Source organism: Pseudomonas sp. SZ40 (genome assembly GCF_052958135.1).
In genome coordinates, this window is record NZ_JBQWIF010000048.1 from 15,890 (window position 1) to 38,209 (window position 22,320).

24 protein-coding genes are annotated in these 22,320 nt (G+C 62.9%); 4 read left to right on the top strand and 20 right to left on the bottom strand.

Translation table 11 applies throughout. The annotated features are described in order from the left end of the window. Window positions 1-7: 7 nt before the first annotated feature. From flhB to ACT9T4_RS24265, 19 genes are all read right to left on the bottom strand, one after another. Window positions 8-1,144, bottom strand: coding sequence for a flagellar biosynthesis protein FlhB (gene flhB / locus ACT9T4_RS24175; RefSeq protein ID WP_042555797.1), 1,137 nt, complete (start codon window positions 1,142-1,144; stop codon window positions 8-10). Then, the gene (fliR, locus tag ACT9T4_RS24180) at window positions 1,144-1,920 is read right to left on the bottom strand and encodes a flagellar biosynthetic protein FliR (protein ID WP_042555796.1); all 777 of its coding nucleotides are present in this window, start codon (window positions 1,918-1,920) and stop codon (window positions 1,144-1,146) included. Before fliR ends, flhB begins: the two co-directional genes overlap by 1 nt. Before the next feature lie 5 nt (window positions 1,921-1,925). Further along, a complete protein-coding gene (gene fliQ / locus ACT9T4_RS24185) occupies window positions 1,926-2,195 on the bottom strand; it encodes a flagellar biosynthesis protein FliQ (RefSeq protein WP_042555795.1) in 270 nt (89 codons plus the stop codon). 10 nt (window positions 2,196-2,205) lie between these two features. After that, window positions 2,206-2,991, bottom strand: a complete 786-nt coding sequence (gene fliP, locus ACT9T4_RS24190; RefSeq protein WP_042555794.1) for a flagellar type III secretion system pore protein FliP — start codon at window positions 2,989-2,991, stop codon at window positions 2,206-2,208. Beyond that, window positions 2,991-3,416: a flagellar biosynthetic protein FliO gene (fliO, locus tag ACT9T4_RS24195; RefSeq protein WP_042555793.1), complete on the bottom strand. Its 426-nt coding sequence runs from the start codon at window positions 3,414-3,416 to the stop codon at window positions 2,991-2,993. Before fliO ends, fliP begins: the two co-directional genes overlap by 1 nt. 5 nt (window positions 3,417-3,421) lie before the next feature. Next, entirely contained in the window at window positions 3,422-3,892 is a 471-nt protein-coding gene (fliN, locus tag ACT9T4_RS24200; RefSeq protein ID WP_042555792.1) for a flagellar motor switch protein FliN, read from the bottom strand. 62 nt (window positions 3,893-3,954) lie between these two features. After that, window positions 3,955-4,926 carry a flagellar motor switch protein FliM gene (gene fliM / locus ACT9T4_RS24205; protein ID WP_042555791.1) on the bottom strand — a complete coding sequence of 324 codons (972 nt, stop codon included), beginning with the start codon at window positions 4,924-4,926 and terminating at the stop codon, window positions 3,955-3,957. Between the two features lie 15 nt (window positions 4,927-4,941). Further along, window positions 4,942-5,466 (bottom strand): flagellar basal body-associated protein FliL, encoded by a 525-nt coding sequence (gene fliL / locus ACT9T4_RS24210; protein WP_042555790.1) that lies wholly within the window; start codon window positions 5,464-5,466, stop codon window positions 4,942-4,944. Window positions 5,467-5,796: 330 nt separating this feature from the next. After that, entirely contained in the window at window positions 5,797-7,074 is a 1,278-nt protein-coding gene (locus ACT9T4_RS24215) for a flagellar hook-length control protein FliK (RefSeq protein ID WP_042555789.1), read from the bottom strand. Window positions 7,075-7,147: 73 nt separating this feature from the next. Beyond that, window positions 7,148-7,504 carry an Hpt domain-containing protein gene (locus tag ACT9T4_RS24220; RefSeq protein WP_042555788.1) on the bottom strand — a complete coding sequence of 119 codons (357 nt, stop codon included), beginning with the start codon at window positions 7,502-7,504 and terminating at the stop codon, window positions 7,148-7,150. A 91-nt stretch (window positions 7,505-7,595) separates the two neighbouring features. Beyond that, complete coding sequence (locus ACT9T4_RS24225) at window positions 7,596-9,290, bottom strand: fused response regulator/phosphatase (RefSeq protein ID WP_042555787.1); 1,695 nt, start codon at window positions 9,288-9,290, stop codon at window positions 7,596-7,598. A gap of 6 nt (window positions 9,291-9,296) precedes the next feature. Then, window positions 9,297-9,602 (bottom strand): STAS domain-containing protein, encoded by a 306-nt coding sequence (locus ACT9T4_RS24230; protein WP_042555786.1) that lies wholly within the window; start codon window positions 9,600-9,602, stop codon window positions 9,297-9,299. A 209-nt stretch (window positions 9,603-9,811) separates the two neighbouring features. Beyond that, entirely contained in the window at window positions 9,812-10,264 is a 453-nt protein-coding gene (gene fliJ / locus ACT9T4_RS24235; RefSeq protein ID WP_042555785.1) for a flagellar export protein FliJ, read from the bottom strand. Window positions 10,265-10,267: 3 nt separating this feature from the next. Beyond that, window positions 10,268-11,626, bottom strand: coding sequence for a flagellar protein export ATPase FliI (gene fliI / locus ACT9T4_RS24240; RefSeq protein ID WP_499119354.1), 1,359 nt, complete (start codon window positions 11,624-11,626; stop codon window positions 10,268-10,270). Next, window positions 11,616-12,401 carry a flagellar assembly protein FliH gene (gene fliH, locus ACT9T4_RS24245; RefSeq protein ID WP_179538481.1) on the bottom strand — a complete coding sequence of 262 codons (786 nt, stop codon included), beginning with the start codon at window positions 12,399-12,401 and terminating at the stop codon, window positions 11,616-11,618. The genes fliI and fliH overlap by 11 nt, the downstream gene beginning before the upstream one ends. A 3-nt stretch (window positions 12,402-12,404) precedes the next feature. Beyond that, window positions 12,405-13,421 carry a flagellar motor switch protein FliG gene (gene fliG / locus ACT9T4_RS24250; protein ID WP_042555782.1) on the bottom strand — a complete coding sequence of 339 codons (1,017 nt, stop codon included), beginning with the start codon at window positions 13,419-13,421 and terminating at the stop codon, window positions 12,405-12,407. Next, entirely contained in the window at window positions 13,414-15,219 is a 1,806-nt protein-coding gene (gene fliF / locus ACT9T4_RS24255) for a flagellar basal-body MS-ring/collar protein FliF (RefSeq protein ID WP_042555781.1), read from the bottom strand. Before fliF ends, fliG begins: the two co-directional genes overlap by 8 nt. A 16-nt stretch (window positions 15,220-15,235) precedes the next feature. After that, window positions 15,236-15,565: a flagellar hook-basal body complex protein FliE gene (gene fliE, locus ACT9T4_RS24260; RefSeq protein ID WP_042555780.1), complete on the bottom strand. Its 330-nt coding sequence runs from the start codon at window positions 15,563-15,565 to the stop codon at window positions 15,236-15,238. A 558-nt stretch (window positions 15,566-16,123) separates the two neighbouring features. Further along, window positions 16,124-16,450 carry a ComEA family DNA-binding protein gene (locus ACT9T4_RS24265; protein ID WP_499119357.1) on the bottom strand — a complete coding sequence of 109 codons (327 nt, stop codon included), beginning with the start codon at window positions 16,448-16,450 and terminating at the stop codon, window positions 16,124-16,126. Between the two features lie 183 nt (window positions 16,451-16,633). On the opposite strand from ACT9T4_RS24265, the gene ACT9T4_RS24270 reads away from it, so the two are divergent. Beyond that, window positions 16,634-18,187: a glycoside hydrolase family 17 protein gene (locus ACT9T4_RS24270; RefSeq protein ID WP_499119358.1), complete on the top strand. Its 1,554-nt coding sequence runs from the start codon at window positions 16,634-16,636 to the stop codon at window positions 18,185-18,187. A 54-nt stretch (window positions 18,188-18,241) separates the two neighbouring features. On the opposite strand, the gene ACT9T4_RS24275 is transcribed toward ACT9T4_RS24270, so the two are convergent. Then, window positions 18,242-18,616 carry a hypothetical protein gene (locus ACT9T4_RS24275; protein WP_042555777.1) on the bottom strand — a complete coding sequence of 125 codons (375 nt, stop codon included), beginning with the start codon at window positions 18,614-18,616 and terminating at the stop codon, window positions 18,242-18,244. Between the two features lie 276 nt (window positions 18,617-18,892). On the opposite strand from ACT9T4_RS24275, the gene ACT9T4_RS24280 reads away from it, so the two are divergent. The 3 genes from ACT9T4_RS24280 (at window position 18,893) to ACT9T4_RS24290 (ending at window position 21,939) form a co-directional block, all read left to right on the top strand. Further along, on the top strand, window positions 18,893-20,191 hold the full coding sequence (locus ACT9T4_RS24280; protein WP_042555776.1) for a serine/threonine protein kinase: 1,299 nt from the start codon (window positions 18,893-18,895) through the stop codon (window positions 20,189-20,191). Between the two features lie 19 nt (window positions 20,192-20,210). After that, window positions 20,211-20,960 carry an MlaA family lipoprotein gene (locus ACT9T4_RS24285; protein ID WP_042555848.1) on the top strand — a complete coding sequence of 250 codons (750 nt, stop codon included), beginning with the start codon at window positions 20,211-20,213 and terminating at the stop codon, window positions 20,958-20,960. A gap of 130 nt (window positions 20,961-21,090) precedes the next feature. Beyond that, window positions 21,091-21,939 (top strand): pirin family protein, encoded by an 849-nt coding sequence (locus ACT9T4_RS24290; RefSeq protein WP_499119360.1) that lies wholly within the window; start codon window positions 21,091-21,093, stop codon window positions 21,937-21,939. The last annotated feature ends 381 nt before the right edge of the window (window positions 21,940-22,320 follow it).

The window sequence follows — 22,320 nt, forward strand, 5'->3', positions numbered from 1 at the left end:
TGTGCGCTTACTCGTCGCGCCGCAGATCCGGCGGGATGGGCAGGTCCTTCAGCGGCACCGGACGCTTGCCCTTGCCAGCCTGGTACTGCCGGATCTGATAGACGTAAGCGAGCACCTGAGCGACTGCCAGATACAGCCCCGCGGGGATTTCCTGATCGAGCTCGGTGGTGTGATAGATCGAACGCGCCAGCGCAGGCGACTCCAGCAGCATGACCTTGTGCTCCTGAGCGATCTCGCGGATTTTCAAGGCGGTGAAGTCACTGCCCTTGGCGAGCAACATGGGCGCCTGGCCCTTCTCCGGGTCGTATTTCAAGGCCACGGCGAAGTGGGTCGGGTTGGTGATGACCACGTCGGCCTGTGGGACAGCCTGCATCATGCGGCGCTGCGTCATTTCGTGCTGCAGCTGACGAATCCGTTGCTTGACCTCGGGCTTGCCCTCGCTGTCCTTGTACTCGTCCCTGACTTCCTGCTTGGTCATCATCAGCTTCTGCTTGTTGTCCCAGAGCTGGAACGGCACATCGACGGCCGCGATCAGGATCAGCCCGAGGGACATCCACAGCGCACTCCAGCCCACCACCTCCGCCGAGTGCATGATGGCCGACTCGACCGGCTCGTTGGCGATCGCCAGCAGGTCGTCGCGATCCATCGACAGCACCACCAGCGCCACCATCAGAATCAGCAGGAACTTGGCCAATGCCTTGAGCAGCTCGATCAGCGCTTTCATCGAAAACATGCGCTTGAGCCCGGCCAGCGGGTTCATTCGGCTGAACTTGGGGGCCATGGCCTTGGCCGAGAACAGCCAGCCACCCAGACAGATGGGACCGACGATGGAAGCGATCAGCAGGACGATGAACAGCGGCATCAGCGCATCCAGGGCCATCTTCCCCGAAGCCGCCAGCCACAGCGCCATGCTGCGCTCGTCCATCAGCACCTCGCGTGACAGCGCGAAATTGCCGCGCATGATCTCCAGCATGGCGTTGCCGACAGCTCCGCCGGTCGCCAGCAGGCCACCGGTGCCGGCGAGCATGATGGCGAAGGTGTTGAGCTCGCGCGAACGCGCGATCTGACCTTTGTCGCGAGACTCCCGGCGACGTTTCTCCGTGGGTTCCTCGCTTTTATCGGCACCGCTTTCCGATTCGGCCATCAGTTCGCCCTCGCCAGTTCACGCAGCATGATCAGCGCCTCGGACGCCAGGCCCTGATAGTGCGAAAGGATATCGGCCAGGGAAATCCAGACGATGATCATGCCCAGCACCAGCGTCAGCGGAAAGCCGATGGAAAAGATGTTCAGCTGCGGAGCCGCCCGGGTCATCACGCCAAAGGCGATGTTGACCACCAGCAAGGCGGTGACCGCCGGCAGCACCAGAATCAATGCCGCTCCCATCACCCAGCCGAGCTTGGTCGCCACCTCCCAGTAATGCTCGACCTGCAGGCCGGAACCTGGGGGCAGCGTCACGAAACTCTCGGCGAGCACCTCGAACACCACCAGATGGCCGTTCATGGCCAGAAACAACAGGGTCACCAGCATGGTGAAGTACTGACCGATCACCGGTACCGAAATACCGTTGGCCGGATCGACCATGGACGCGAAGCCCAGGCCCATCTGCATCGCCAGGATCTGCCCGGCGACCACGAAGACATGGAAGAACAGCTGCAGCACGAAACCGAGCATCACCCCGATGAGAATTTCCTGGGCGATGAGCATGAAAGCCTGCAGGCTGATGGAGTCCACCTGCGGCATCGGTGGCAAGGTAGGCACCAGCACCACGCTGATGGCCAGCGACAGATACAGGCGCACCCGCGTCGGCACCAACTGGGTCCCGAAGATCGGCATCACCATCAGCAAGGCGGCGATGCGAAACAGCGGCAGCACGAAACTGCTGACCCAGCTGCCTATCTGCGCATCGCTCAGCTCGAACATCGCACTCAGCCGATCAGCTGCGGAATGTTCATGATCAGGTTCTGCGTGTATTCCATCAGCTCACGCACCATCCACGGCCCGCCGACGATCAGCGTCAGCAGCATCACCAGCAGGCGCGGCAGGAAGCTCAGGGTCTGTTCGTTGATCTGCGTAGCGGCCTGGAACATGGCCACCAGCAAGCCCACCAGCAGGCTGGGCATGACCAGCAGGCCGACCATCAGGCAGATCAGCCAGAGCCCTTCTCGGAACAGGTCGACAGCGACTTCAGGGGTCATGTGAGCCTCGCTATAAAGTGCCGAAACTGCTGGCCAGCGTACCCATGATCAGCGCCCAGCCGTCGATCAGCACGAACAGCATGATCTTGAAGGGCAGCGAAATGATCAGCGGCGACAACATCATCATACCCATGGCCATGAGGATGCTCGCCACCACCATGTCGATGATCAGGAACGGGATGAAGATCATGAAACCGATCTGGAAGGCGGTCTTCAGCTCGGAGGTCACGAACGCCGGCACCAGAATGGTCAGCGGCGCCTGTTCGGGCGTGGCGATGTCGGTACGCTTGGAGAGGCGCACGAACAGCTCCAGATCGCTCTCCCGGGTCTGCGCCAGCATGAAGTTCTTGATCGGCACCTCCGCCCGCTCGATCGCCTGCTGCGCAGGCAGTTGCTCGCTCAGGTAGGGCTGCAGCGCCTCGCGATTGATCTGGTCGAACACCGGCGCCATGATGAACATGGTCAGAAACAGCGCCAGACCGATGAGAATCTGGTTGGAGGGCGTCTGCTGCAGGCCCAGGGCCTGACGCAGGATGGAAAACACGATGATGATCCGCGTGAAACTGGTCATCAGCATGACGAACGCCGGGATGAAGCTCAGCGCGGTCATGATCAGCAGGATCTGCAGACTCACCGAATATTCCTGCTGACCCTCGGCGTCGGTGCTCAGGGTGATCGCCGGAATCGACAGCGGGTTGTTGCCCTGCTGGATCAGCGAACTGCCGCCAGGCGGCTCCTGGGCGAAAGCCAGCGAGGCGCCCAGGGTGAACACCAGCACAAGCAGAAGGCGCAGCATCAGGACTTGTCCTTCTGGTCCTTGCCCAGCAGCTCCATGAGGCGCTGGGCGAACTCCGTCGAAGCAGGCTCGGCATCGGGCAGATGAACCGGCTCGCTCATCACGTGCAACTGATTGATCCGCCCCGGGGTCATGCCCAGCAATATCTGCTCGTTGCCCACCTGTACCAGCACCAGTCGATCACGGGGGCTCAGCGCCTGGGTGGCGACGATCTTGATCACCTTGCCGCCGCTTGGCCCGAGACGCTGTACACGGCGCATCATCCAGGCAAGCAGGAAGATCAGGCCGATGACCAGCAACAGGCCAATCACCAGCTGCACCAGTTGGCCACCGATACCGCTGCCTGCCACCGGCGCCTGGGCTGCGGGTTCGGCGGCCAGTACGGAGAGTGGCAGGGCGAGAAGAACGAGCAGGATTCTATTCATGATCTCTAGCGCAGCTTCTTGATGCGTTCGCTTGGGCTGATCACGTCGGTCAGGCGGATGCCGAACTTTTCGTTGACCACCACCACTTCGCCATGGGCGATCAGCGTGCCGTTGACCAGCACGTCGAGCGGCTCACCGGCGAGGCGATCGAGCTCGATCACCGAGCCCTGATTGAGCTGCAGCAGGTTACGGATGGTGATATCGGCATTGCCCACTTCCATGGAAATGGACACGGGGATATCGAGGATCACGTCGAGGTTCGGGCCGTCCAGGCTGACCGGGTTATTGGCCTTGGGCATGCTGCCGAACTCTTCCATGGGCGCCCGCGGGGCAGCCGGTTGGCTCGGCACGCTGGCGGCCAGCATGGCATCGATGTCGTCCTGCCCTTCGGCATCACCGGACTCGGCCAGGGCCGCAGCCCATTCATCGGCGAGCGCCTGTTCCTCTGGCGTGGTGTTTTCGTTCTCGTCTGCCATCGTTCAACCTCGGCTGGCGTTTATCGGTTGGGCCACACGCTCGGCGCATGGCGAAAATGGGGCTAGCGATGACGCTCGATCGGGTCGAGCACCTGCAGCGACAGATTGCCCTTGTGCGAACCGAGCTTGACCTTGAAGGACGGCACGCCATTGGCGCGCAGGATCATGTGCTCCGGCAGCTCGACGGGAATCACGTCGCCCGGCTGCATGTGCAGGATGTCGCGCACCTTGAGCTGACGCCTTGCGACCGTGGCGCTGAGCGGCACACTGACCTCGAGGATGTCCTCGCGCAGGGCCTTGACCCAGCGTTCGTCCTGATCGTCGACGTCGGACTGGAAGCCGGCATCGAGCATTTCGCGGATCGGCTCGACCATGGCGTAGGGCATGGTGATGTGCAGGTCGCCGCCACCGCCATCGAGCTCGATGTGAAAGGTCGAGACCACGATGACTTCGCTGGGGCTGACGATGTTGGCCAGTGCCGGGTTGACCTCGGAGCCGACGTATTCGAAGTTGATGTCCATCACGGCGGCCCAAGCTTCGCGCAGGTCGATGAAGGCCTGGTCCAGCACCATGCGTACCACGCGCAATTCGGTAGGCGTGAACTCACGCCCCTCGATCTTGGCGTGGCGACCATCGCCGCCGAAGAAGTTGTCGACCAGCTTGAACACCAGCTTGGCATCGAGAATGAACAGACCCGTACCGCGCAGCGGCTTCATCTTCACCAGATTGAGACTGGTCGGCACGTACAGCGAGTGCACGTATTCGCCGAACTTCATCACCTGCACGCCACCCACGGCCACATCGGCAGAGCGACGCAGCAGGTTGAACATGCTGATGCGGGTGTAGCGCGCAAAGCGCTCGTTGATCATTTCCAGGGTGGGCATGCGCCCGCGCACGATCCGATCCTGGCTGGTCAGGTCGTACTGCTTGACGCTGCCAGGCTCGACGTACTCCTCGGTTTCCACCATGCCGTCGTCGACGCCATGCAACAGCGCATCGATCTCGTCCTGGGATAGCAGGTCTTGCACAGCCATTATCGGACTCCCGCCCTATTGCAACACGAGGTTGGTGAACAGCACCTGCTCGACGGTGACCTTGCCGGTCTCCTTCTCGGCCAGTTGCTGCACGCTGGCCGTGGCCTGCTGACGCAGCATCTCCTTGCCCACCGGGGTGATCAGCGTGGCGAAATCCTGACTGGAGAACAGCATCACCAGATTGTTGCGCAGTACCGGCATATGCACCTTGAGAGCATCCAGCCCGGCCTGGTCGCGGGTCATCAATGCAACGCTGACCTGCATGTAGCGGGCGCGGCCGTTCTGCGTGAAGTTGACCACGAACGCGGGTGTCAATTCTTCATAAATGGCGGGCTGTTTGACCGGCGCGGCATTCTCGGCCTGCTCGTGGGAGGCCTCTTCCTTGGCGGCGCCCTTGCTGAGGAAGAACCAGGTGCCACCGACCGACAGCCCCACGGCGAGCAGCAGCGCCAGGACGATCGCGATGATGAGCTTCAGCTTGCCTGGCGGCTTGCTGCCTGCTTCGGCAGCCGCAGCGGGTGGGGCGTTCTTCTTAGCCATGCCAAAAATCCGTCACGAGGCGGAGAACCTTCCGCTTTCAAAGGGTTAAGAGCAAGTGTTATGCCAGCTCATAAGCTCTGGCGCAAATGCTGCGCGCGCCATGGTACGCGAAAGCGCCAGCGCTGACCCGGGCATCGGGCCATTAACGAAAACACCCTGACCGACAGACTCGGACAGGGTGAAGTCTAGAACAGAGTACCGACGCTGAGCGGTTTTAAGCGTTTGCCTCGCGCTTGGCGACAGGCGGCCGGATGACGTATCGACCCCGATAGCCCGGGCCGAGCGCAGCGCTACCCGGGAATCGTCCAGCGAGGATCGCCAGGCCCTCGATCAGGCGTAGTAATCGACCATGCCGCGGCCGGCGCCCTGAGCGGGATCACGCAGCTCCACGCTGCCGATCACCCGCTCGTCATCAGCGCCACCGGCAGCGCCGTCGTCGGCGAGCCGGCCACCACGGCCACGGCTGTCACCGTCCTGCCCCTGCCCTTGCCAGGCACGCCCCTGGGACTGGTCGGAAACGTTCACGTCGGCAAGGTTCATGCCCTGCTGAGTGAACATCTCACGCAGGCGGTGCACCTGACTTTCGAGCGCCTCACGCACACCCGGGTGGGCGCTGGCGAAGCTGATCTGGGTCTGGTCCTGGTTGAGGCTGATACGCACGTCCAGGCGGCCAAGCTCTGCCGGGTCGAGCTGAATCTCGGCGGACTTGAGGTTCTGGCTGGACATCCACATCACCTTGTCCACCACGCCCTCGCTCCAGCCAGCCTGCTGCATGGCGACCGGATGGCCAGGCACCGTTGGCACGCGCGCCACTTGCGAGGTCTGCTGGTTGATCGCCTGGGTCAGTGCACTGAGCTTGCTGACGAACTGCTCGGGAGCGGTATCGGCCGAACTCTCCTTGAGCGCCTCCAGGCCCTGGGTACTGAGCTCCAGTTGCGGCAGCTCGACGGTCTCGCCGGCTTCGCCCTCGACAGCCGTGGTCTTCATGCCCATTGCCGCCATGGCGCTGGCGAACGCCTGACCACTGCTGGCGGACGAGGACGTCGACGCCCCGCCGTTGCTCGTTGCGGTCTGCTCGGCCACCTTTTCCTGCACGCCGACATCGAGCGCCAGGCGCACAGCGGGCAACTGGTTGAGCGCATCGATCTCCGGATCGAAGCTGGCTTCAGTCATGGCGGCTGGCGCGGAGCCGATCAGGCTGGTCGGGGCTGCAGTGACCTGCGCTTGCAACGCGGGGTCGATGACCTCCTCGACGATCGGCTGTGGCTCGAACAGACCGAGCATCAGCAACGGATCGACCGCCGCGTCCTCGCTTGCCGGGTCGGCAGGCAAGTCCTTGCCGCTTTCGGCAACGGCTGGCGCCTGCTCCGCGGTAGGCGCCGGACTACTGACGTCTTTCTGCGGCTCGTTCTTGCTGTCGCGTGCGCTTTTGGCGGCATCGTCCTGGCGCTCGGCCGCCTTGGCCTGACGCTCTTTGGCATATACCTGCGAGAAGCTGGAAGCCTCTTGCTTGCGCGGCTCGGCCTTGTTCTGCGCAGTGTTCGCCGCAGGGGCCTTGGGCTTGGCTACGGCCGTAGGCGTCAGCAGCAGATCAGGGGCAACGGGCATGAATGCTCTCCGCATGAATGTTGTCGTGACCTGAGACCAAGCAAGGGTCGGGCCAACCTCTCAAGCGGAAGATTCAATCGGTGGAAAAACGCTGGCGTTCCGACTTGAGCAGAATGCGCACGATGGCGAACTCGCGCTCGACACGCCCGATCAATTCGGCTGAATCGGTGAGGTCGCCGCGCCGCGCCAGCTCTTCGAGCTCGCGACAGGATTCAGCCAGCACCTTGGCGCCCATATTGCTGCAACTGCCCTTGAAGCTGTGTGCAGCATGGCGCATGGCCTGGGCGTCCTGCAGGCGCTCGGCCTCCTGCAACAGGCGCAGGCGCTCGTCGGAATCGGCGACGAAGGTATCCAGCAGCACGGGATACTCGTCCTCCATGATGTCCTGCAGGGCAACCAGCACGGCGCGGTCTAGATGATTGTCGGACACCCTTAACTCCAAGCCTGCCCAGGGGGGCAGTTCACCGCAGCAGATCGAAACGGCTCGCGCCAGCAAGCCGAAGCCATCAATTGATTGGCGATTATGCCTCTGCGGGCCAGGAAAACTCCACAGTGACCCGACGTCCGTCAGCAGACCAGCTGCTGCGCTCGCTGAGATCGCGAACCAGGCTCATGCCACGCCCGCTCAACCCTCCGGCGGGATGTTGACGCGCCAGTATCGCCAGCGGGTCGAACCCCTTGCCGTTATCTTCCACCGTCAGCGTCAAACGCCCGCCGCCCTCCTCGCGACTGACGTCGACGGCGATGCTGACGCAGCCATCCTGCAAGCCATCGAGACGCTCCGCTCGCTGCCGGTAGTATTCTGAAAAGCCTGCGGCATCGCGTTTGAGGCTTGAGTCCAGCCCCAATACGCCATGCTCGAGGGCGTTGGTGTACAGCTCGCAGAGCACGCTGTAGAGATTGCCGCCATGGCCACGCAAGCCGGGCACTTCGAGCAACAGCTGCAGCAGGTAAGGCAAGGGATAGAAGTCACGCAGGGTGGGGCCACGAAAATCGAAACGCGCCGACCATTGTTCAGGCCCGGCACGCCATTCGCCGGTCGTCAGCGGCGGTCGATTGACCGTGCTGTCCTCGACCATGGTCACCTCGACCAGGCTGACGTCGTCACGCGCCTCGCCATGAAAGCGCTGCAGCGCTCGCTGAATGTCGTCGAACAACGCAGACGGCGGATGACCGTTGTCGAGTACGTCGAGCAATCGTTGCTCGCCAAACAGCTCTTCATGCTCGTTCTGGGCTTCGAGCACGCCATCGGAGAGCAGGAATACGCGATCGCCCAATTCCAGCGGATAGGCCTCATAGCCATCGCGAAAACTGTCCGGCTCCAGCACCCCAAGCGGCAGATGGCGTGATACCAGCGCGACTCGCTCGCCGCCCTTGCGCAGCACGTAGCCGTCCGGCAGGCCGCCGCCCCAGAACTCGACCACCTGACGGCGAAAGCTGATATTCAACACCGTGGCACAGCAGAATACCCCGCGCGGCAGGATACGCCGCAGCTTGGCATTGCTCTCGTGAAGGATCTCGGCCAGTGAATGCCCCTTGCCGGTCATGCGGTAGAAGACATCGGCCAACGGCATCGCGCCGATCGCCGCGGGCAGACCGTGGCCGGTGAAGTCACCGAGCAGCACGTGCATGTCGCCGCTGGGATGAAACGCCGCCAGCAGCAGATCGCCGTTGAACAGCGCATAGGGCGACTGCATGTAGCGAATGTTGCCGGCTGCCAGACACCCGGAGTGGGCCACCTTGTCGAACACCGCCTTGGCCACCTGCTGCTCGTTGAGCAGGTGCTCGTTGTGGCGGGCGATCAGGTCACGCTGCTGCAACACCTCCTGATGCAGGCGACGCAGGCGATCCATGGCGTTGATCTTGGCTTCCAGAATGACCCGGCTGTAGGGCTTGGCGAGAAAGTCATCGCCGCCTGCCTCGAGGCAGCGAACCAACGCCTCGTCTTCACTGAGGGAGGTCAGGAAAATGATCGGCACCATGGCATCGCCAGCCATGGCCTTGATTCGCCGCGCCGCCTCGAAACCGTCCATGACCGGCATCAGCGCATCCATCAATACCAATTGCGGGCGCTGCGACTCGAACAGCGCGACCGCCTCGAGGCCATCGCTGGCAGCCAGCACCCGGTGCCCCTGACGACCGACGATGGTCGCCAGCAGCATGCGGTCAGTGGCGCTGTCCTCGGCGATCAGGATGGTGAGTCGAGAGGCGTTCATCGCGCCTCAGACGATCTGGAAAAGCTGTTCGAAATTGGAAATGGACAGGATCTTGCGCACATCGGGATTGCAGTTGAGCAGACGAATCTGCGCACGGTCGCCACCGGCATGATCGCGCAGCAGCAGCAACATGCCGAGCGCCGAGCTGTCGAGGTAGGTCGTCCCCTTGAGATCTACCGCGTAGCGTTTCGGACGAATGTCGACGCGCTCGTAAGCACGACGAAACTCCTGATGGACGCCAAAATCGAAGCGACCTTGAATCGTTATGGTCAACTCTTGCCCGTCTTCCGAAGGCAGCGAGGTGATGGGCATGAAACACTCCTTGAGATCCGGGAAACCCGCTGGCCCGCCGTATACGAGCCAACCAGGCCGACTCTACCCTTATGAGCAGGTTATACCTTGTTGACCGGAGCCGTGGCGCGGTGTCTCACCTGTTTTTCCTGACCCTGCCCAGGCCGCTCTCCGGCGGCCTGAATTCCGGCATATGAAGATTTAGCATTAGCCTGCGTCAGCGGCAACCATCATTCCTGATAATCGCGTCGAGGTATGCGCTGCGCGAGCTCGTCGAGCAACTTCTGTTCACGCTTGTCTTCGGCCAGACGGGCTTCGTCCAGATAGCGCTGCACCAGTTTTCGCAATCCTTCCAGACGAGCATAGCGCTGTTGCCAGATCTCACGCATCTTGTCCAGGTTGCTACGGTGCCAGCTCACGGCCTGCTGCTGCTGAGCGATCGCCACATCGAGCTGGGAAAGAAAGCGCTGATAGTTCATCAGCCACTGACCGGACACGCCCCGCTGCCCCTCATTGATCCACTGCTGCTGATAGCCCTGCAGGTAATTTTCCAGATCGGCCAGTTTTCCCTGCGCCTGCCCCAGCATGCCCTGGGCTCGTCCGAGTTGCAGCGCGGCCTCGCGCTCGGCCTTTTCGGCCATCTCGACGACGGGCGCCAGCCGAGCGGCGCGACTGGTTGCCACCGGTTAGGACGCCGCTGCGGGGTTCAGAACCGCGGCCAGCAGGTCGCGGCTGCTGTCCAGGCTTTCGCTTTCAACCAGGCTCTGGCGCAAGTAGCGCACCATCACCGGCTGACGCGCGATGGCCATGTCGGTGTCGGCATCGCCACCGGGTACATAGGCGCCCACGCTGATCAGGTCGCGGCTCTGCTGGTAACGCGACCACAGTTGTTTGAAACGCTGGGCGTTGCGCATGTGCTCGGGGCTGACCACCTGAGGCATGACCCGGCTGATGGACGCTTCGATGTCGATCGCCGGGTAATGCCCCTCCTCGGCCAGACGCCGCGACAGCACGAAGTGCCCATCGAGCACCCCGCGGGCGGCATCGGCGATCGGATCCTGCTGGTCATCGCCTTCCGAGAGGACCGTATAGAACGCGGTGATCGAGCCACCACCCTCCTCGGCGTTACCGGCACGCTCGACCAGGCGTGGCAGCTTGGCGAACACCGACGGCGGATAGCCCTTGGTGGCTGGCGGCTCACCGATGGCCAGAGCGATCTCGCGCTGCGCCTGGGCGAAACGGGTCAGGGAATCCATCAGCAGCAGGACGTTCTTGCCCTTGTCGCGGAAGTACTCGGCAATGCGCGTGCAATACATGGCGGCGCGCAGGCGCATCAGCGGCGCATCATCGGCAGGCGATGCCACCACCACGGAACGCTTGATGCCCTCCTCGCCAAGAATCTCGTCGATGAATTCCTTCACCTCACGACCCCGCTCGCCGATCAGACCGACCACGATGATCTCGGCTTCGGTAAAGCGGGTCATCATGCCCAGCAGTACCGACTTACCGACACCGGTACCGGCGAACAGGCCGAGCCGCTGGCCGCGACCGACGGTGAGCAGGCCATTGATGCTGCGAATGCCGACATCCAGCGGCTCGCTGATCGGATGGCGCTTGAGGGGGTTGATGGTCGGACCATCCATTGGCACCCAGTCCTCGGCCTTCATCCCGCCCTTGCCATCGAGGGCACGGCCAGCGCCATCGAGCACCCGGCCGAGCATCGACATGCCCATTGGCAAGCGCCCGGTATCCGGCAATGGCACCACCCGCGCGCCCGGCGCGATACCGGCCAGGCTGCCGACCGGCATCAGGTAGATCTTGCCCGAGGAAAAGCCCATCACCTCGGCCTCCACCTGCACGGGGTGATAACTGTCGTCGTTGATGACCAGGCAGCGGCTGCCCAGCGCAGCTCGCAACCCTTCGGCTTCGAGGGTCAGGCCGACCATGCGCAGCAGGCGACCTTCGACGATCGGCTGGGACGGCAGCTTCACGGCGTCACCGTAGCCGTCCATGCGCCGGGCGAAACTGATGCGCTCAAGGCGCATTGGCGTCATCCAGATCGATGTGCACGTCAGCGGATCGAGGCGTCGTGGCGTGTTCGCGTTGCTGTTCGAAGAGTTGCTTGAGCGCCTGGCTCAGACGGGTTTCGACACTGGCGTCGATGCGACTGTGCTCGCTCTCGACCCGACACCCGCCGGGCAGCAGCGCATCGTCTTCGAGAATCCGCCAATTTTCCTCATGGCGGTCGCGCAGCGCTTTGACCAGTTCGAAATCCTGGGGATTGAGATGAATGCGAATGTTCTCTGCGCCCATGGGCAGCAACTTGAGCGCTTCACGCAGCACCTGGCGGATCTGGCTGGAGTCGCGGCTCAATTCGCGCTGGATGACTTCGCGAGTGATCTGGCCGACCAGGGTGACCAGCGCCGCTTCGATCTGTTGGTCCTGATCGGCGATCGGCTCGAACAACTGGCTCATGACCTGCTCGAGCGCCTTCACCCTGCCGGCAAGCGCCGTGTCGGCTTCTTGCTTGGCCTTGAGTTGGCCGGCGCGGAAACCGTCCTTCTCGCCGGTGGCGAAGCCTTCGTTGTAGGCGTCCTGGCGAATGGCCTCGAGCTCGTCGAGAGTCAAGGGTTTGACATCCTCGAGGGCGACCTCTTCGCTCTCCTGCACCGGCAACGCAGCCTCGGCAGCCGGCTCGCTGGTGGGCTGCTCTTCTTCGGGCACATCGACATGCTCGTCGAAGCTTGGCAACGACCAGCGATTGACGCTACCCAGGTCCTTGGCGCGAATCAGTTCGCTGACGGGTTCCTTGCCGGCCATGGGTTAAACCATCTCCTCGCCGCCCTTGCCACCCAGCACGATTTCACCAGCCTCGGCCATGCGCCGGGCGATGGTGAGGATTTCCTTCTGAGCGGTCTCGACGTCGCTGACACGCACCGGGCCTTTCGCTTCGAGGTCATCACGCAGCAATTCGGCGGCACGTTTCGACATGTTCTTGAACACCTTCTCCTTGATCGCCTCGTCCGCGCCCTTGAGCGCCAGCACCAGCACATCGGAAGACACCTCGCGCAACAGCGCCTGGATGCCGCGGTCATCGACATCGGCCAGGTTGTCGAAGACGAACATCAGGTCTTCGATCTGCGACGACAGGTCTTCGTCGATCTCGCGGATCGAGTCCATGAGCTGCCCTTCGACCGAGCTGTCGAGGTAGTTCATGATGTCCGCAGCGCGCTTCACGCCGCCCATGGTGGCGCGAGTGGTATTGGAACTGCCGGAGAACTGCTTCTCGAGGATCAGGTTGAGTTCCTTGAGTGCCGCGGGTTGTACGGTGTTCAACGACGACACGCGCAGGACGATGTCCAGGCGAACCTTGTGATCGAAATGCGCCAATACTTCGCCAGCCTGATCAGGGTCCAGATAGGCCACCACGATGGCCTGGATCTGCGGATGCTCGTAGCGGATCACATCGGCCACGGCACGCGGCTCCATCCACTTCAGGCTGTCCAGCCCGCTGGTGCTGCCACCGAGCAGAATGCGGTCGATCAGGTTGCCGGCCTTGTCTTCGCCAAGGGCCTGGGTGAGCATCTTGCGGATGTAGCTGTCGGAGCCGACGCCGAGGCTGGTCTGGTCGCCGACGGTTTCGACGAACTCACCCATCACCTGTTCGACCTGCTCGCGATGAATGTTGCGCATGGCAGCCATCGCCACACCCACCCGCTGGACCTCCTTGGGCCCCAGATGACGAAGTACCTGTGCTGCATCGGTTTCACCGAGCGACAGCAGAAGAATCGCGGCCTTCTCGACCTTGGTCATCTTGGCAGTGGTACGGTTCTCATTCATCGGCATTGATCCAGTCTTTGACTACCTGGGCGACACGGCCCGGATCTTCGGCGACCAGACTCTTGATCGCATTGAGTTGTGCATCATACCCCTCGCTCGGGCTCGGCAGGAGAATGCTTTGCGGGCCGCCCAGGCTCACCCGGTCGGACGCCAACTGGCCATCCAGACCACCCATTTCGCCGAGGTCGACATCGCCATCGCGGCCGCCGCCAGCCATGGCCAGCTCCTTGCCCTTGCCGCCACCGGTGATGTTGTTGAGCACCGGGCGGAGCACGAACCACACCAGCAGGAAGATCAGCAGTGCCGGGAACAGTGACTTGAGCCCGCCCATGGCCATCAGGAACAGCTCGCTCTGGTACCACGGCACCTCGATCACTTCAGCGGTTTCGCTGCTGAAGGCGGTGTTGATCACGCTGACGCTGTCGCCACGGCTGGCATCGAAACCAACCGAATCCTGGACCAGCCGAGTGAAGCGCGCCAGGTCGTCGCTGGTCCACGGCACACGGGTGGTTTCGCCGGTAGCCGGGTCGACACGCACCTGGTCATCGACCACCACGGCGACGGAAAGCCGGCGCAGGCGACCTTGCTGCTGCTTGGTGTAGCTGACCGAGCGATCGAGTTCGAAGTTGCGGGTCGACTGATCACGTTTGTCGGCCGGGTACGGCGCCAGCATCGGCTGGCCGGTGGCCGGGTCCATGATCTGCTGACCGTTGGCATCGACCAGCGGCTGGCCGGGAGCGATCGGCCCAGCGGGCGCGGCGGCACCACCAGCCTGCTGTGGCGCGGCGGCCGGGCCAGGCGGCTGATTGCTCAGCGCACCAGGCACGCCCTGCGGGCCGCTGCCACTGCTGCGCTGTTCGTTGACCTGCTGCTCGCTGCGCAGCGCCGGCTGATCCGGGTTGAAGGTTTCCGAAGTCGACTCGACGGCGCTGAAATCCACGTCTGCCGAGACTTCGGCCTTGTAGCGACCCATGCCGAGCACAGGCTGCAGGATGTTGTGCACGCGCTGGGTGAACAGGCTCTCCATGCGGCGGCTGTAATCGAACTGCTTGCCGGCCATGCTCAGCTCGGACATTTCCTGCTGATCGGACAGCAGGTTGCCCTTCTGATCGACAACGGTGACCTGGCCCTTGTCCATTTCCGGCACGCTGCTGGCGACCAGATTGACGATCGCCATCACTTGGCTCGGCTCCAGATTACGGCCCGAATACAGCTCGACCAGTACCGATGCGCTTGGCTTGCGCTCGTCACGAACGAATACCGAGCTCTTCGGAATTGCCAGGTGCACGCGAGCGGCCTTGACGTTGTTCAGGCTGGAAACCGTGCGCGCCAGCTCGCCTTCCAGGCCGCGGCGGTAGCGGGTGGCTTCCATGAACTGGCTGGTGCCCAGGCCTTGCTCCTTGTCAAGAATCTCGAAACCGATGCTGGTATCGGTGGGCGCAACGCCAGCGGAAGCCAGACGAATGCGTGCACGGGCCAGGTCCTCCGACTTGACCAGCAGCGCGCCGGAGTTCGGCTCAATGGTGTAATCGATATTGGCCGTGGTCAGGGTTTCCATCACGCCGCGGGCGTCCATACCGTCGAGGCTGCCGTACAGCGGCTTGTACTCCGGCTGCTGGGACCACAGCACCACGGCGAAACCGATCGCCACGCTGGCGGCCAGGCCAACCAGCAGGCCTGCCTGACGCAGCACCGGCATATCGGACAGATTTTCCAGAAAGGTCAGCCCGAACAGCGGCTTTTTCGGCGCGCTGCCAGCGGAAGTGGCGGGTACGGTGGTGGCAAGTGCGTCGGCCATGATCGGAATTTACCTCTTAAACCGGCATTTGCATGATGTCTTGATACGCCTGAACCAGCTTGTTGCGCACCTGGGTCATGGCCTGAAAGGAAACACTGGATTTCTGCGAGGCGATCATCACATCGGTCAGGTCGACCCCGCTCTGGCCCATCTCGAAGGCCGTGGCCAGCTGACCAGCAGCCTGTTGGGTATCGCTGACCTTGTTCACGGCCTGCCCGAGCATGTCCGAGAAGCTCGGCGCACCGGCCTCCTGTGCTTCGGCGACTGCCGGTTTGCGAGCCATGGCCTCAGCCTGCATGGAGCGCATTTCCAGCATTAGACGATTGAACGCGACACCCTGACTCATGACCTTTCCTCCACTGACCGCGGTTTTTTGACGCCGCGTGTGCTTTGCAAGGGTGATTGCAACAAGGGTGCCAACTGCGCGCCTTTGCCCGGAACATCGTTTTGCTGGCGCCATGGCGCTGCGCAGACGGGTAAAAGCAGGAAGCGAGCCAATCGCGTCTGAACGGCCAAGCATCAATTCTCGTCGGCGTGCGGCCAACTCGAATCGCGCGCTATGGCCGCCATCGTTTCGCGCCGAGGTCGACGCTCCTACGCGGACGGCGGCTGACGTGGAGTACGCAACCGCCCGCACATTGTAGGAGCCCGCTTGCGGGCGAATCGCGAGGCCAACTCGAATCGCGCGCCATGGCCGCCATCGTTTCGCGCCGAGCTCGACGCGCCTACGCCGACCGCGGCTGACGTGGAGTACGCCACCGCCCGCGCATTGTAGGAGCCCGCTTGCGGGCGAATCGCGAGGCCAACTCGAATCGCGCGCCATGGCCGCCATCGCTTACGGCAGCCACGAAAAAGCCGCTCGCCCCAAAGGGCGAGCGGCTCCGCTGTTGCTGGCTGGTGAGGGTTACTGGCCGACGGTCAGCTTGGCACGGTTGCGCTCGAGCAACGCCTCGCCGATCCCCTTGACCTCGAGCACTTCGTCGACCGAAGCGAATTCGCCGTTGGCCTCACGGTAGGCAACGATGGCCTGCGCCTTGACCAGACCGACGCCACTGAGCTCGCGCTGCAGCGTTTCCGCGTCAGCGGTATTGAGGTTGATGGGGTTGAGCTCGGCCACCTGCTGGGCAACCGGTTCGCTGGCGGGCTTCTTCGCACTTTCGTTGGCACTCGCCAACAGGGAAGCACTGGCAAGTGCGGCGAAAAACAGAGCGTGCAGGGTAGTTTTCATCATGATCAATATCCTTATAGATCCACTCGAATTGAGCGACGCGGGTATTCCTAACGCCGCATCAACAAAATTAGCCAGCCTGCTCCACTTGTCAAATGGGTGAGCTCGAAAGCACCGTCCGCGCAGCTATCTAAAGCCCCTGCTCGCCGCTAAGATGCGCGTCTCTCTTACCACGCGTGTTCGATCATGCCCGCTATCGCCCGCTTTCCTCTGCTCCCCTACATCAGCGCCTGCGTCATCGGATTTCTCGCGCTTGGCAGTCTCTGGCAAACCATTGGCAAGCCCGTCGTCCTGGCCGATGCCGCGACACCCACGCACAAGCTGCAGTGCGCGTCCTACACACCATTCGGCAAGGATCAGTCACCGTTCGATCTGCCTCTGCAGATTCACCCGCAGCAGATGGACACCGACCTGGCCTTGCTCGCCGAGCGCTTCCAGTGCATTCGCACCTACTCGGTCACAGGCCTCGAGGCGCTGCCGGACCTGGCGCGCAAACATGGCCTCAAGCTGATCACCGGCGCCTGGGTGAGCCGCAACCCGCATGACACGGCCATCGAAATTCAGGGCCTGATCAAGCTGGCCAAGGAAAACCCGGACGTCGTCGAAGCGGTGATCGTCGGCAACGAAGCGCTGCTGCGCAAGGAAGTCACGGGCGGGCAACTGGTCGAGCTGATCAATCAGGTCAAGGCCGAAATCACCCAGCCCGTGACGTATGCCGATGTCTGGGAGTTCTGGCTCAAACACCCCGAAGTGGCGCCGGCAGTGGACTTCATCACCATTCACCTGCTGCCCTACTGGGAAGATGATCCTGCCGGCATCGACGCGGCTCTGCATGAGGTCACCGAAGTACGCGAGCTGTTCGGCAAGCAGTTCGCGCCCAAGGACATCATGATCGGCGAAACCGGCTGGCCCAGCGAAGGCCGCCAGCGCGAAACCGCCGTGCCCAGCCGCGTCAACCAGGCCACCTTCATCCGTGGTTTCGTCGCCCTGGCCGAACAGCACGGCTGGCGCTACAACCTGATCGAAGCCTTCGATCAACCCTGGAAACGCGTCAGCGAAGGTGCCGTCGGCGGCTTCTGGGGGTTGTACGATGCCGACCGTCAGGACAAGTCGATCCTCGCCGGGCCGGTTTCCAACCTGCCGCACTGGCCTCTCTGGCTGGCCATCAGTGGCGCCGTTCTGGCCTTCGGCCTGCTGATTGGCGGGCGCCCGAGCTCGACCCGCAACGCCGTGCTGCTGCCACTGCTGGCCGCGCTGGGCGCAGCGTGCATCGGGCTATGGGCAGAGTTGTCCTGGGTCACCAGCCGTTACGTCGGCGAATGGCTGTGGGCCGCTGCCCTGCTCGCGCTCAACATGCTGGTACTGGCCCATGCGGCGCTGTCGCTGTCCACCGCACAGGGCTGGCGTGGGCGGGCATTCACCTGGCTGGAGCGTCGTGCAGGCTGGTGGCTGGCGGCAGCCGGCTTCGCCGGCGCGGTGATGATGCTGGCCATGGTCACCGACGCTCGCTACCGCAGCTTCCCCAGCGCGGCGCTGTTGTTACCGGCGCTGGTCTATCTGCTGCGCCCGGTGGCCGCACCACGTCGGGAAATCGCCCTGCTGGCGGCGCTGATCGCCGCAGGCGTGATACCGCAGCTCTACGAAGAGACGCTGGACAACCTGCAGGCGATTGGCTGGGCCATCACCAGCGTACTGCTGGCGCTCGCGCTATGGCGAAGCCTGAAACGCTCGAAAGCCTGAAAGGGCTAGCACGGCCTTGCCCGGCGTTGCGAATGAGCGCAACGCCGGGCGGCATCAGCCAAGGGTCGAAGCAGGCGCGCGTACCAGTCGCAGCAGTGACAGTACCACCGCGAACACCGCCAGGCTCGCGGTATACAGCGCCAGCGCCGGCAACCCGAGCAGCAGCCCCGGCACCGCCAGACGCCAGCCCCATGCACCCGGCAGCACGAATGCCAGCACCGCGCAGCCAAGCGCGGCCCAGGCGATGATCCGCAGATGGATCATCCAACCCAGCGTGGCACGGACCTGGCAGGCCAGATTGGCCGGATCGTCGACACAGCGACCGACCCACTGATCACCCTCCATGAGCAGGTAACGCAGGCCATAGCTGGCGACCACGCACACAACGGCGGTGATCACCAGCACAACGATAGACAGGCGACGGGGCATGCGGCACTCCAGAGGGGGGTGGAAATGGCGCTCAGCATAATCGCCCGCCAGACGGATGCAAGCCACAAATGAAGTCGGCGCGCAGCCGCGTGAATCCGCGCTAGCTCGACCTTTCGCGGCAAATCCGGTATCTACTGCATTAAGCTGCAAAGCAACGCTAATTTCCCATGGCACTTTGACACATGGGCAGTTGTCCTAGTCATCGCGGCTGATGCCGAAAGCACGGGCAGCCCCGCCCACCTCTGAAAAGAATGTTCTCTTCCAAAGGGATCTTGTATGTCTTTCATACCCCGCCTCGCTGCTCTGCTCGGCAGTCTGTTGCTCAGCGCCCCACTCTGGGCTGCCGACATCGACGCGCAGACCTATGGCTATCCGCTCACCAATCCGTTCGAGGCGACCATCGCCACCACGCCGCCGGAGCTGCGCCCGGAGCTACCGAACGACGCGGATATCAATCAGAAGGACTACCAGGTCCGCCTGCGTCCGGAGCGCGAATTCCAGTTGCCGGACAACTTCTGGGCGGTGACCAAGATGCGCTATCGGCTGGCCGAGCAGAAGGGTCCAGCGCCGCTGATCTTCATCATCGCCGGCACCGGCGCGCATTACTCGAGCAGCACCCCCGAGTACCTGAAGAAGCTGTTCTACGGCGCGGGCTACCACGTCGTGCAGCTGTCGTCGCCGACCAGCTACGACTTCATGACCTCGGCCTCGCGTTTCGCCACACCGGGTATCAGCCGTGACGATGCCGAGGATCTGTACCGCGCCATGCAGGCAGTACGTGCCCAGCACCCGCGCCTGGAGGTCACCGACTTCTACCTGACCGGTTACAGCCTCGGTGCGTTGCACGCCGCATTCGTCAGCCAACTGGACGAAACCCGCCGCAGCTTCAATTTCAAGCGCGTGCTGATGCTCAACCCGCCGGTCAACCTGTACACCTCGATCACCAACCTGGATCGTCTGGTACAGACCGAGGTCAAGGGCATCAGCAACCGCACGACCTTCTATGAACTGGTGCTGGGCAAACTGACCCGCTACTTCCAGGAGAAGGGTTACGTCGATATCAACGATGCGCTGCTCTATGACTTCCAGCAGTCCAAGGAACATCTGACCGACGAACAGATGGCCATGCTGATCGGCACCTCCTTCCGTTTCTCGGCAGCCGACATCACCTTCACGTCCGACCTGATCAACCGTCGAGGCCTGATCACCCCGGTGGACTATCCGATTGGCGAGGGCACCAGCCTGACGCCGTTCTTCCGCCGGGCACTGCAATGCGATTTCGACTGCTACATGGCCGAACAGCTGATCCCCATGTGGCGTGCCCGCTATGACGGCGGCAGCATGACTCAACTGATCAATGAGGTGAGCCTGTACGGGATCGAGGATTACCTGAAGAACAGCCCGAAAATCGCGGTCATGCACAACGCCGATGACGTGATTCTCGGCCCGGGTGACCTGGGTTTCCTGCGCCGTACCATGGGCGACCGTCTGACCGTGTACCCGCTCGGCGGCCACTGCGGCAACCTCAATTACCGCGTCAACAGCAAAGACATGTTGGAGTTCTTCCGTGGCTAAGTCCTTTCCTACTCTCGCGCTGTTCTCTGCCCTGCTGACCTGCGGTACAGCCGTTGCCCAGACCACGGTCGACGATGACGGATTCAAGCAACCGTTGAGCAGGCTCAAATTCAACCCCGGCCTGGACCAGCGCGAGTTCGAGCGTTCGACATTGTCCGCGCTGGAAATCTTCGACCCGCTGGAATCGTGGAACCGCCGCGTCTACCACTTCAACTACCGCTTCGACGAGTGGGTGTTCCTGCCGGTGGTCGACGGTTACCGCTACATCACACCCGGCTTCGTGCAAAAGGGTGTGACCAATTTCTTCGGCAACCTGGGCGACGTGCCCAACCTGTTCAACAGCGTGGCGCAGCTCAAAGGGCAGCGCGCACTGAACACCACGGCACGCCTGCTGTTCAACACCACGCTCGGGGTGGCCGGGCTGTGGGACCCAGCCACTCTGATGGGCCTGCCCAAGCAGCGCGAGGATTTCGGCCAGACCCTGGGTTTCTATGGCACCCCCGCCGGCCCCTACCTGATGCTGCCGATTCTGGGCCCATCCAACCTGCGCGACACGGGTGGCCTGGCGGTGGACTTCGGCGTCGCACAAGCGGTCAATTACCTCAACATGGCCGAAGTGGCCAGCGACCACCCGGAGGTCACCCTGCTCAGGGGCGTCGATCAGCGATCGACCACCAGCTTCCGCTACGGCCAGATCAACTCGCCGTTCGAGTACGAGAAGCTGCGCTTCTTCTACACCGAATCGCGCAAGCTGCAGATCGCCGAGTGACCGACATGGCGGCGCCCCGTGGCGCCGCCATCCGGCATCGATTTTCTCGATGGATAACACGGCCTTTTCCCATCCATCTCCCGAATCGCCTCGCCTAACATAGGCCTACCGCGCTTCAGGAGGCTCCAGCATGACTCATCTACGCAACGTACTCGCCATTCAGCCGGGGCAACCCGCTTCCGACGGGGCCGGTGTGCGCCTCAACCGGGTGATCGGCGGTGGCGGCATCGAACGCTTCGACCCCTTTCTGATGCTCGACGAGTTCAGCACCGAGAATGCCGACGACTACATCGCCGGCTTCCCGCCGCACCCACACCGCGGTTTCGAGACCATCACCTATATGCTCGAAGGGCGCATGCGCCATGAGGATCATCTGGGCAATGTCGGGCTGCTGCAGGCCGGCGACGTGCAGTGGATGACCGCAGCGCGCGGCATCATCCACAGCGAAATGCCGGAGCAGGAACAGGGTGCCATGCGCGGCTTCCAGATATGGCTCAACCTCCCCGCCGAGAGCAAGATGGCCAACCCGGACTATCGCGATATCGAGGCCGCGCAGATCCCTCGCGTGCGCCTCGGCAACGGCGCCGAAGTGGTGGTCATCGCCGGCCGCTTCGCCGAAGGCGAGATGGTGCAGAGCGGTGCGGTGCAGCGCCCGCACACCGCCCCCTACCTGCTCGACCTGCATTTGCCGGCGTGCAGCACCTTGAACCCCACCCTGCCCGACGGGCATCGCGTTCTGCTCTATGTGTACCAGGGAGAAGCGCATGTTCAACACAGCCACGCAGTGAAAGCCGGCAGGCTGGTACGCCTGGATGACCAGGGTCGCGTGCACCTGAGCAGCGAAACCGGCGCTCGCGTCCTGCTGCTCGCCGGCAAGCCCTTGAACGAACCCATCGTGCAGTACGGGCCGTTCGTGATGAACAGTCGGGAAGAAATCGAACAGGCGATGCGCGACTTCCGTGACGGCACCTTTGCCTGAAGCGGGCGCCGCTATTGGTGGGCTAAAGCCCCACCCTACGGTTAATACCCCTGAGAAGTAGGGTGGGCTTCAGCCCACCGCAAATGACGCCCACAGCCCCGAAGCTGCGAACCACATGCTCTGAACAGTCAGCCACCATCGGCGTTGAATGGCTTCGGTGGGCTAAAGCCCCACCCTACGGTTCATACCCCTGGGAGGTAGGGTGGGCTTCAGCCCACCGCAAATGACGCCCACCGCCCGAAGTTGCGAACCGCATGCTCTGAACCTCCAGCCACCATCGGCGTTGAATGGCTTCGGTGGGCTAAAGCCCCACCCTACGGTTCATGTCCCTGGGAGGTAGGATGGGCTTCAGCCCACCACCAATGACGCCCATAGCCCGAA

Excerpts from the sequence above, each read along its gene's own strand:
- fliI (WP_499119354.1), bottom strand. The coding sequence starts at position 11,626 with ATGCGCCTTGAGCGCATCAGTTTCGCCCGGCGCATGGACGGCTACGGT.
- fliG (WP_042555782.1), bottom strand. The coding sequence starts at position 13,421 with ATGAATGAGAACCGTACCACTGCCAAGATGACCAAGGTCGAGAAGGCC.
- ACT9T4_RS24225 (WP_042555787.1), bottom strand. The coding sequence starts at position 9,290 with ATGAACGCCTCTCGACTCACCATCCTGATCGCCGAGGACAGCGCCACT.
- fliP (WP_042555794.1), bottom strand. The coding sequence starts at position 2,991 with ATGCTGCGCCTTCTGCTTGTGCTGGTGTTCACCCTGGGCGCCTCGCTG.
- fliM (WP_042555791.1), bottom strand. The coding sequence starts at position 4,926 with ATGGCTGTGCAAGACCTGCTATCCCAGGACGAGATCGATGCGCTGTTG.
- fliN (WP_042555792.1), bottom strand. The coding sequence starts at position 3,892 with ATGGCAGACGAGAACGAAAACACCACGCCAGAGGAACAGGCGCTCGCC.
- ACT9T4_RS24275 (WP_042555777.1), bottom strand. The coding sequence starts at position 18,616 with ATGCCCCGTCGCCTGTCTATCGTTGTGCTGGTGATCACCGCCGTTGTG.
- ACT9T4_RS24270 (WP_499119358.1), top strand. The coding sequence starts at position 16,634 with ATGCCCGCTATCGCCCGCTTTCCTCTGCTCCCCTACATCAGCGCCTGC.
- fliF (WP_042555781.1), bottom strand. The coding sequence starts at position 15,219 with ATGGCCGACGCACTTGCCACCACCGTACCCGCCACTTCCGCTGGCAGC.
- fliQ (WP_042555795.1), bottom strand. The coding sequence starts at position 2,195 with ATGACCCCTGAAGTCGCTGTCGACCTGTTCCGAGAAGGGCTCTGGCTG.
- fliL (WP_042555790.1), bottom strand. The coding sequence starts at position 5,466 with ATGGCTAAGAAGAACGCCCCACCCGCTGCGGCTGCCGAAGCAGGCAGC.
- fliE (WP_042555780.1), bottom strand. The coding sequence starts at position 15,565 with ATGAGTCAGGGTGTCGCGTTCAATCGTCTAATGCTGGAAATGCGCTCC.
- ACT9T4_RS24280 (WP_042555776.1), top strand. The coding sequence starts at position 18,893 with ATGTCTTTCATACCCCGCCTCGCTGCTCTGCTCGGCAGTCTGTTGCTC.
- ACT9T4_RS24215 (WP_042555789.1), bottom strand. The coding sequence starts at position 7,074 with ATGCCCGTTGCCCCTGATCTGCTGCTGACGCCTACGGCCGTAGCCAAG.
- fliO (WP_042555793.1), bottom strand. The coding sequence starts at position 3,416 with ATGAATAGAATCCTGCTCGTTCTTCTCGCCCTGCCACTCTCCGTACTG.
- ACT9T4_RS24265 (WP_499119357.1), bottom strand. The coding sequence starts at position 16,450 with ATGATGAAAACTACCCTGCACGCTCTGTTTTTCGCCGCACTTGCCAGT.
- ACT9T4_RS24290 (WP_499119360.1), top strand. The coding sequence starts at position 21,091 with ATGACTCATCTACGCAACGTACTCGCCATTCAGCCGGGGCAACCCGCT.
- fliH (WP_179538481.1), bottom strand. The coding sequence starts at position 12,401 with ATGGCCGGCAAGGAACCCGTCAGCGAACTGATTCGCGCCAAGGACCTG.
- fliR (WP_042555796.1), bottom strand. The coding sequence starts at position 1,920 with ATGTTCGAGCTGAGCGATGCGCAGATAGGCAGCTGGGTCAGCAGTTTC.
- flhB (WP_042555797.1), bottom strand. The coding sequence starts at position 1,144 with ATGGCCGAATCGGAAAGCGGTGCCGATAAAAGCGAGGAACCCACGGAG.
- ACT9T4_RS24230 (WP_042555786.1), bottom strand. The coding sequence starts at position 9,602 with ATGCCCATCACCTCGCTGCCTTCGGAAGACGGGCAAGAGTTGACCATA.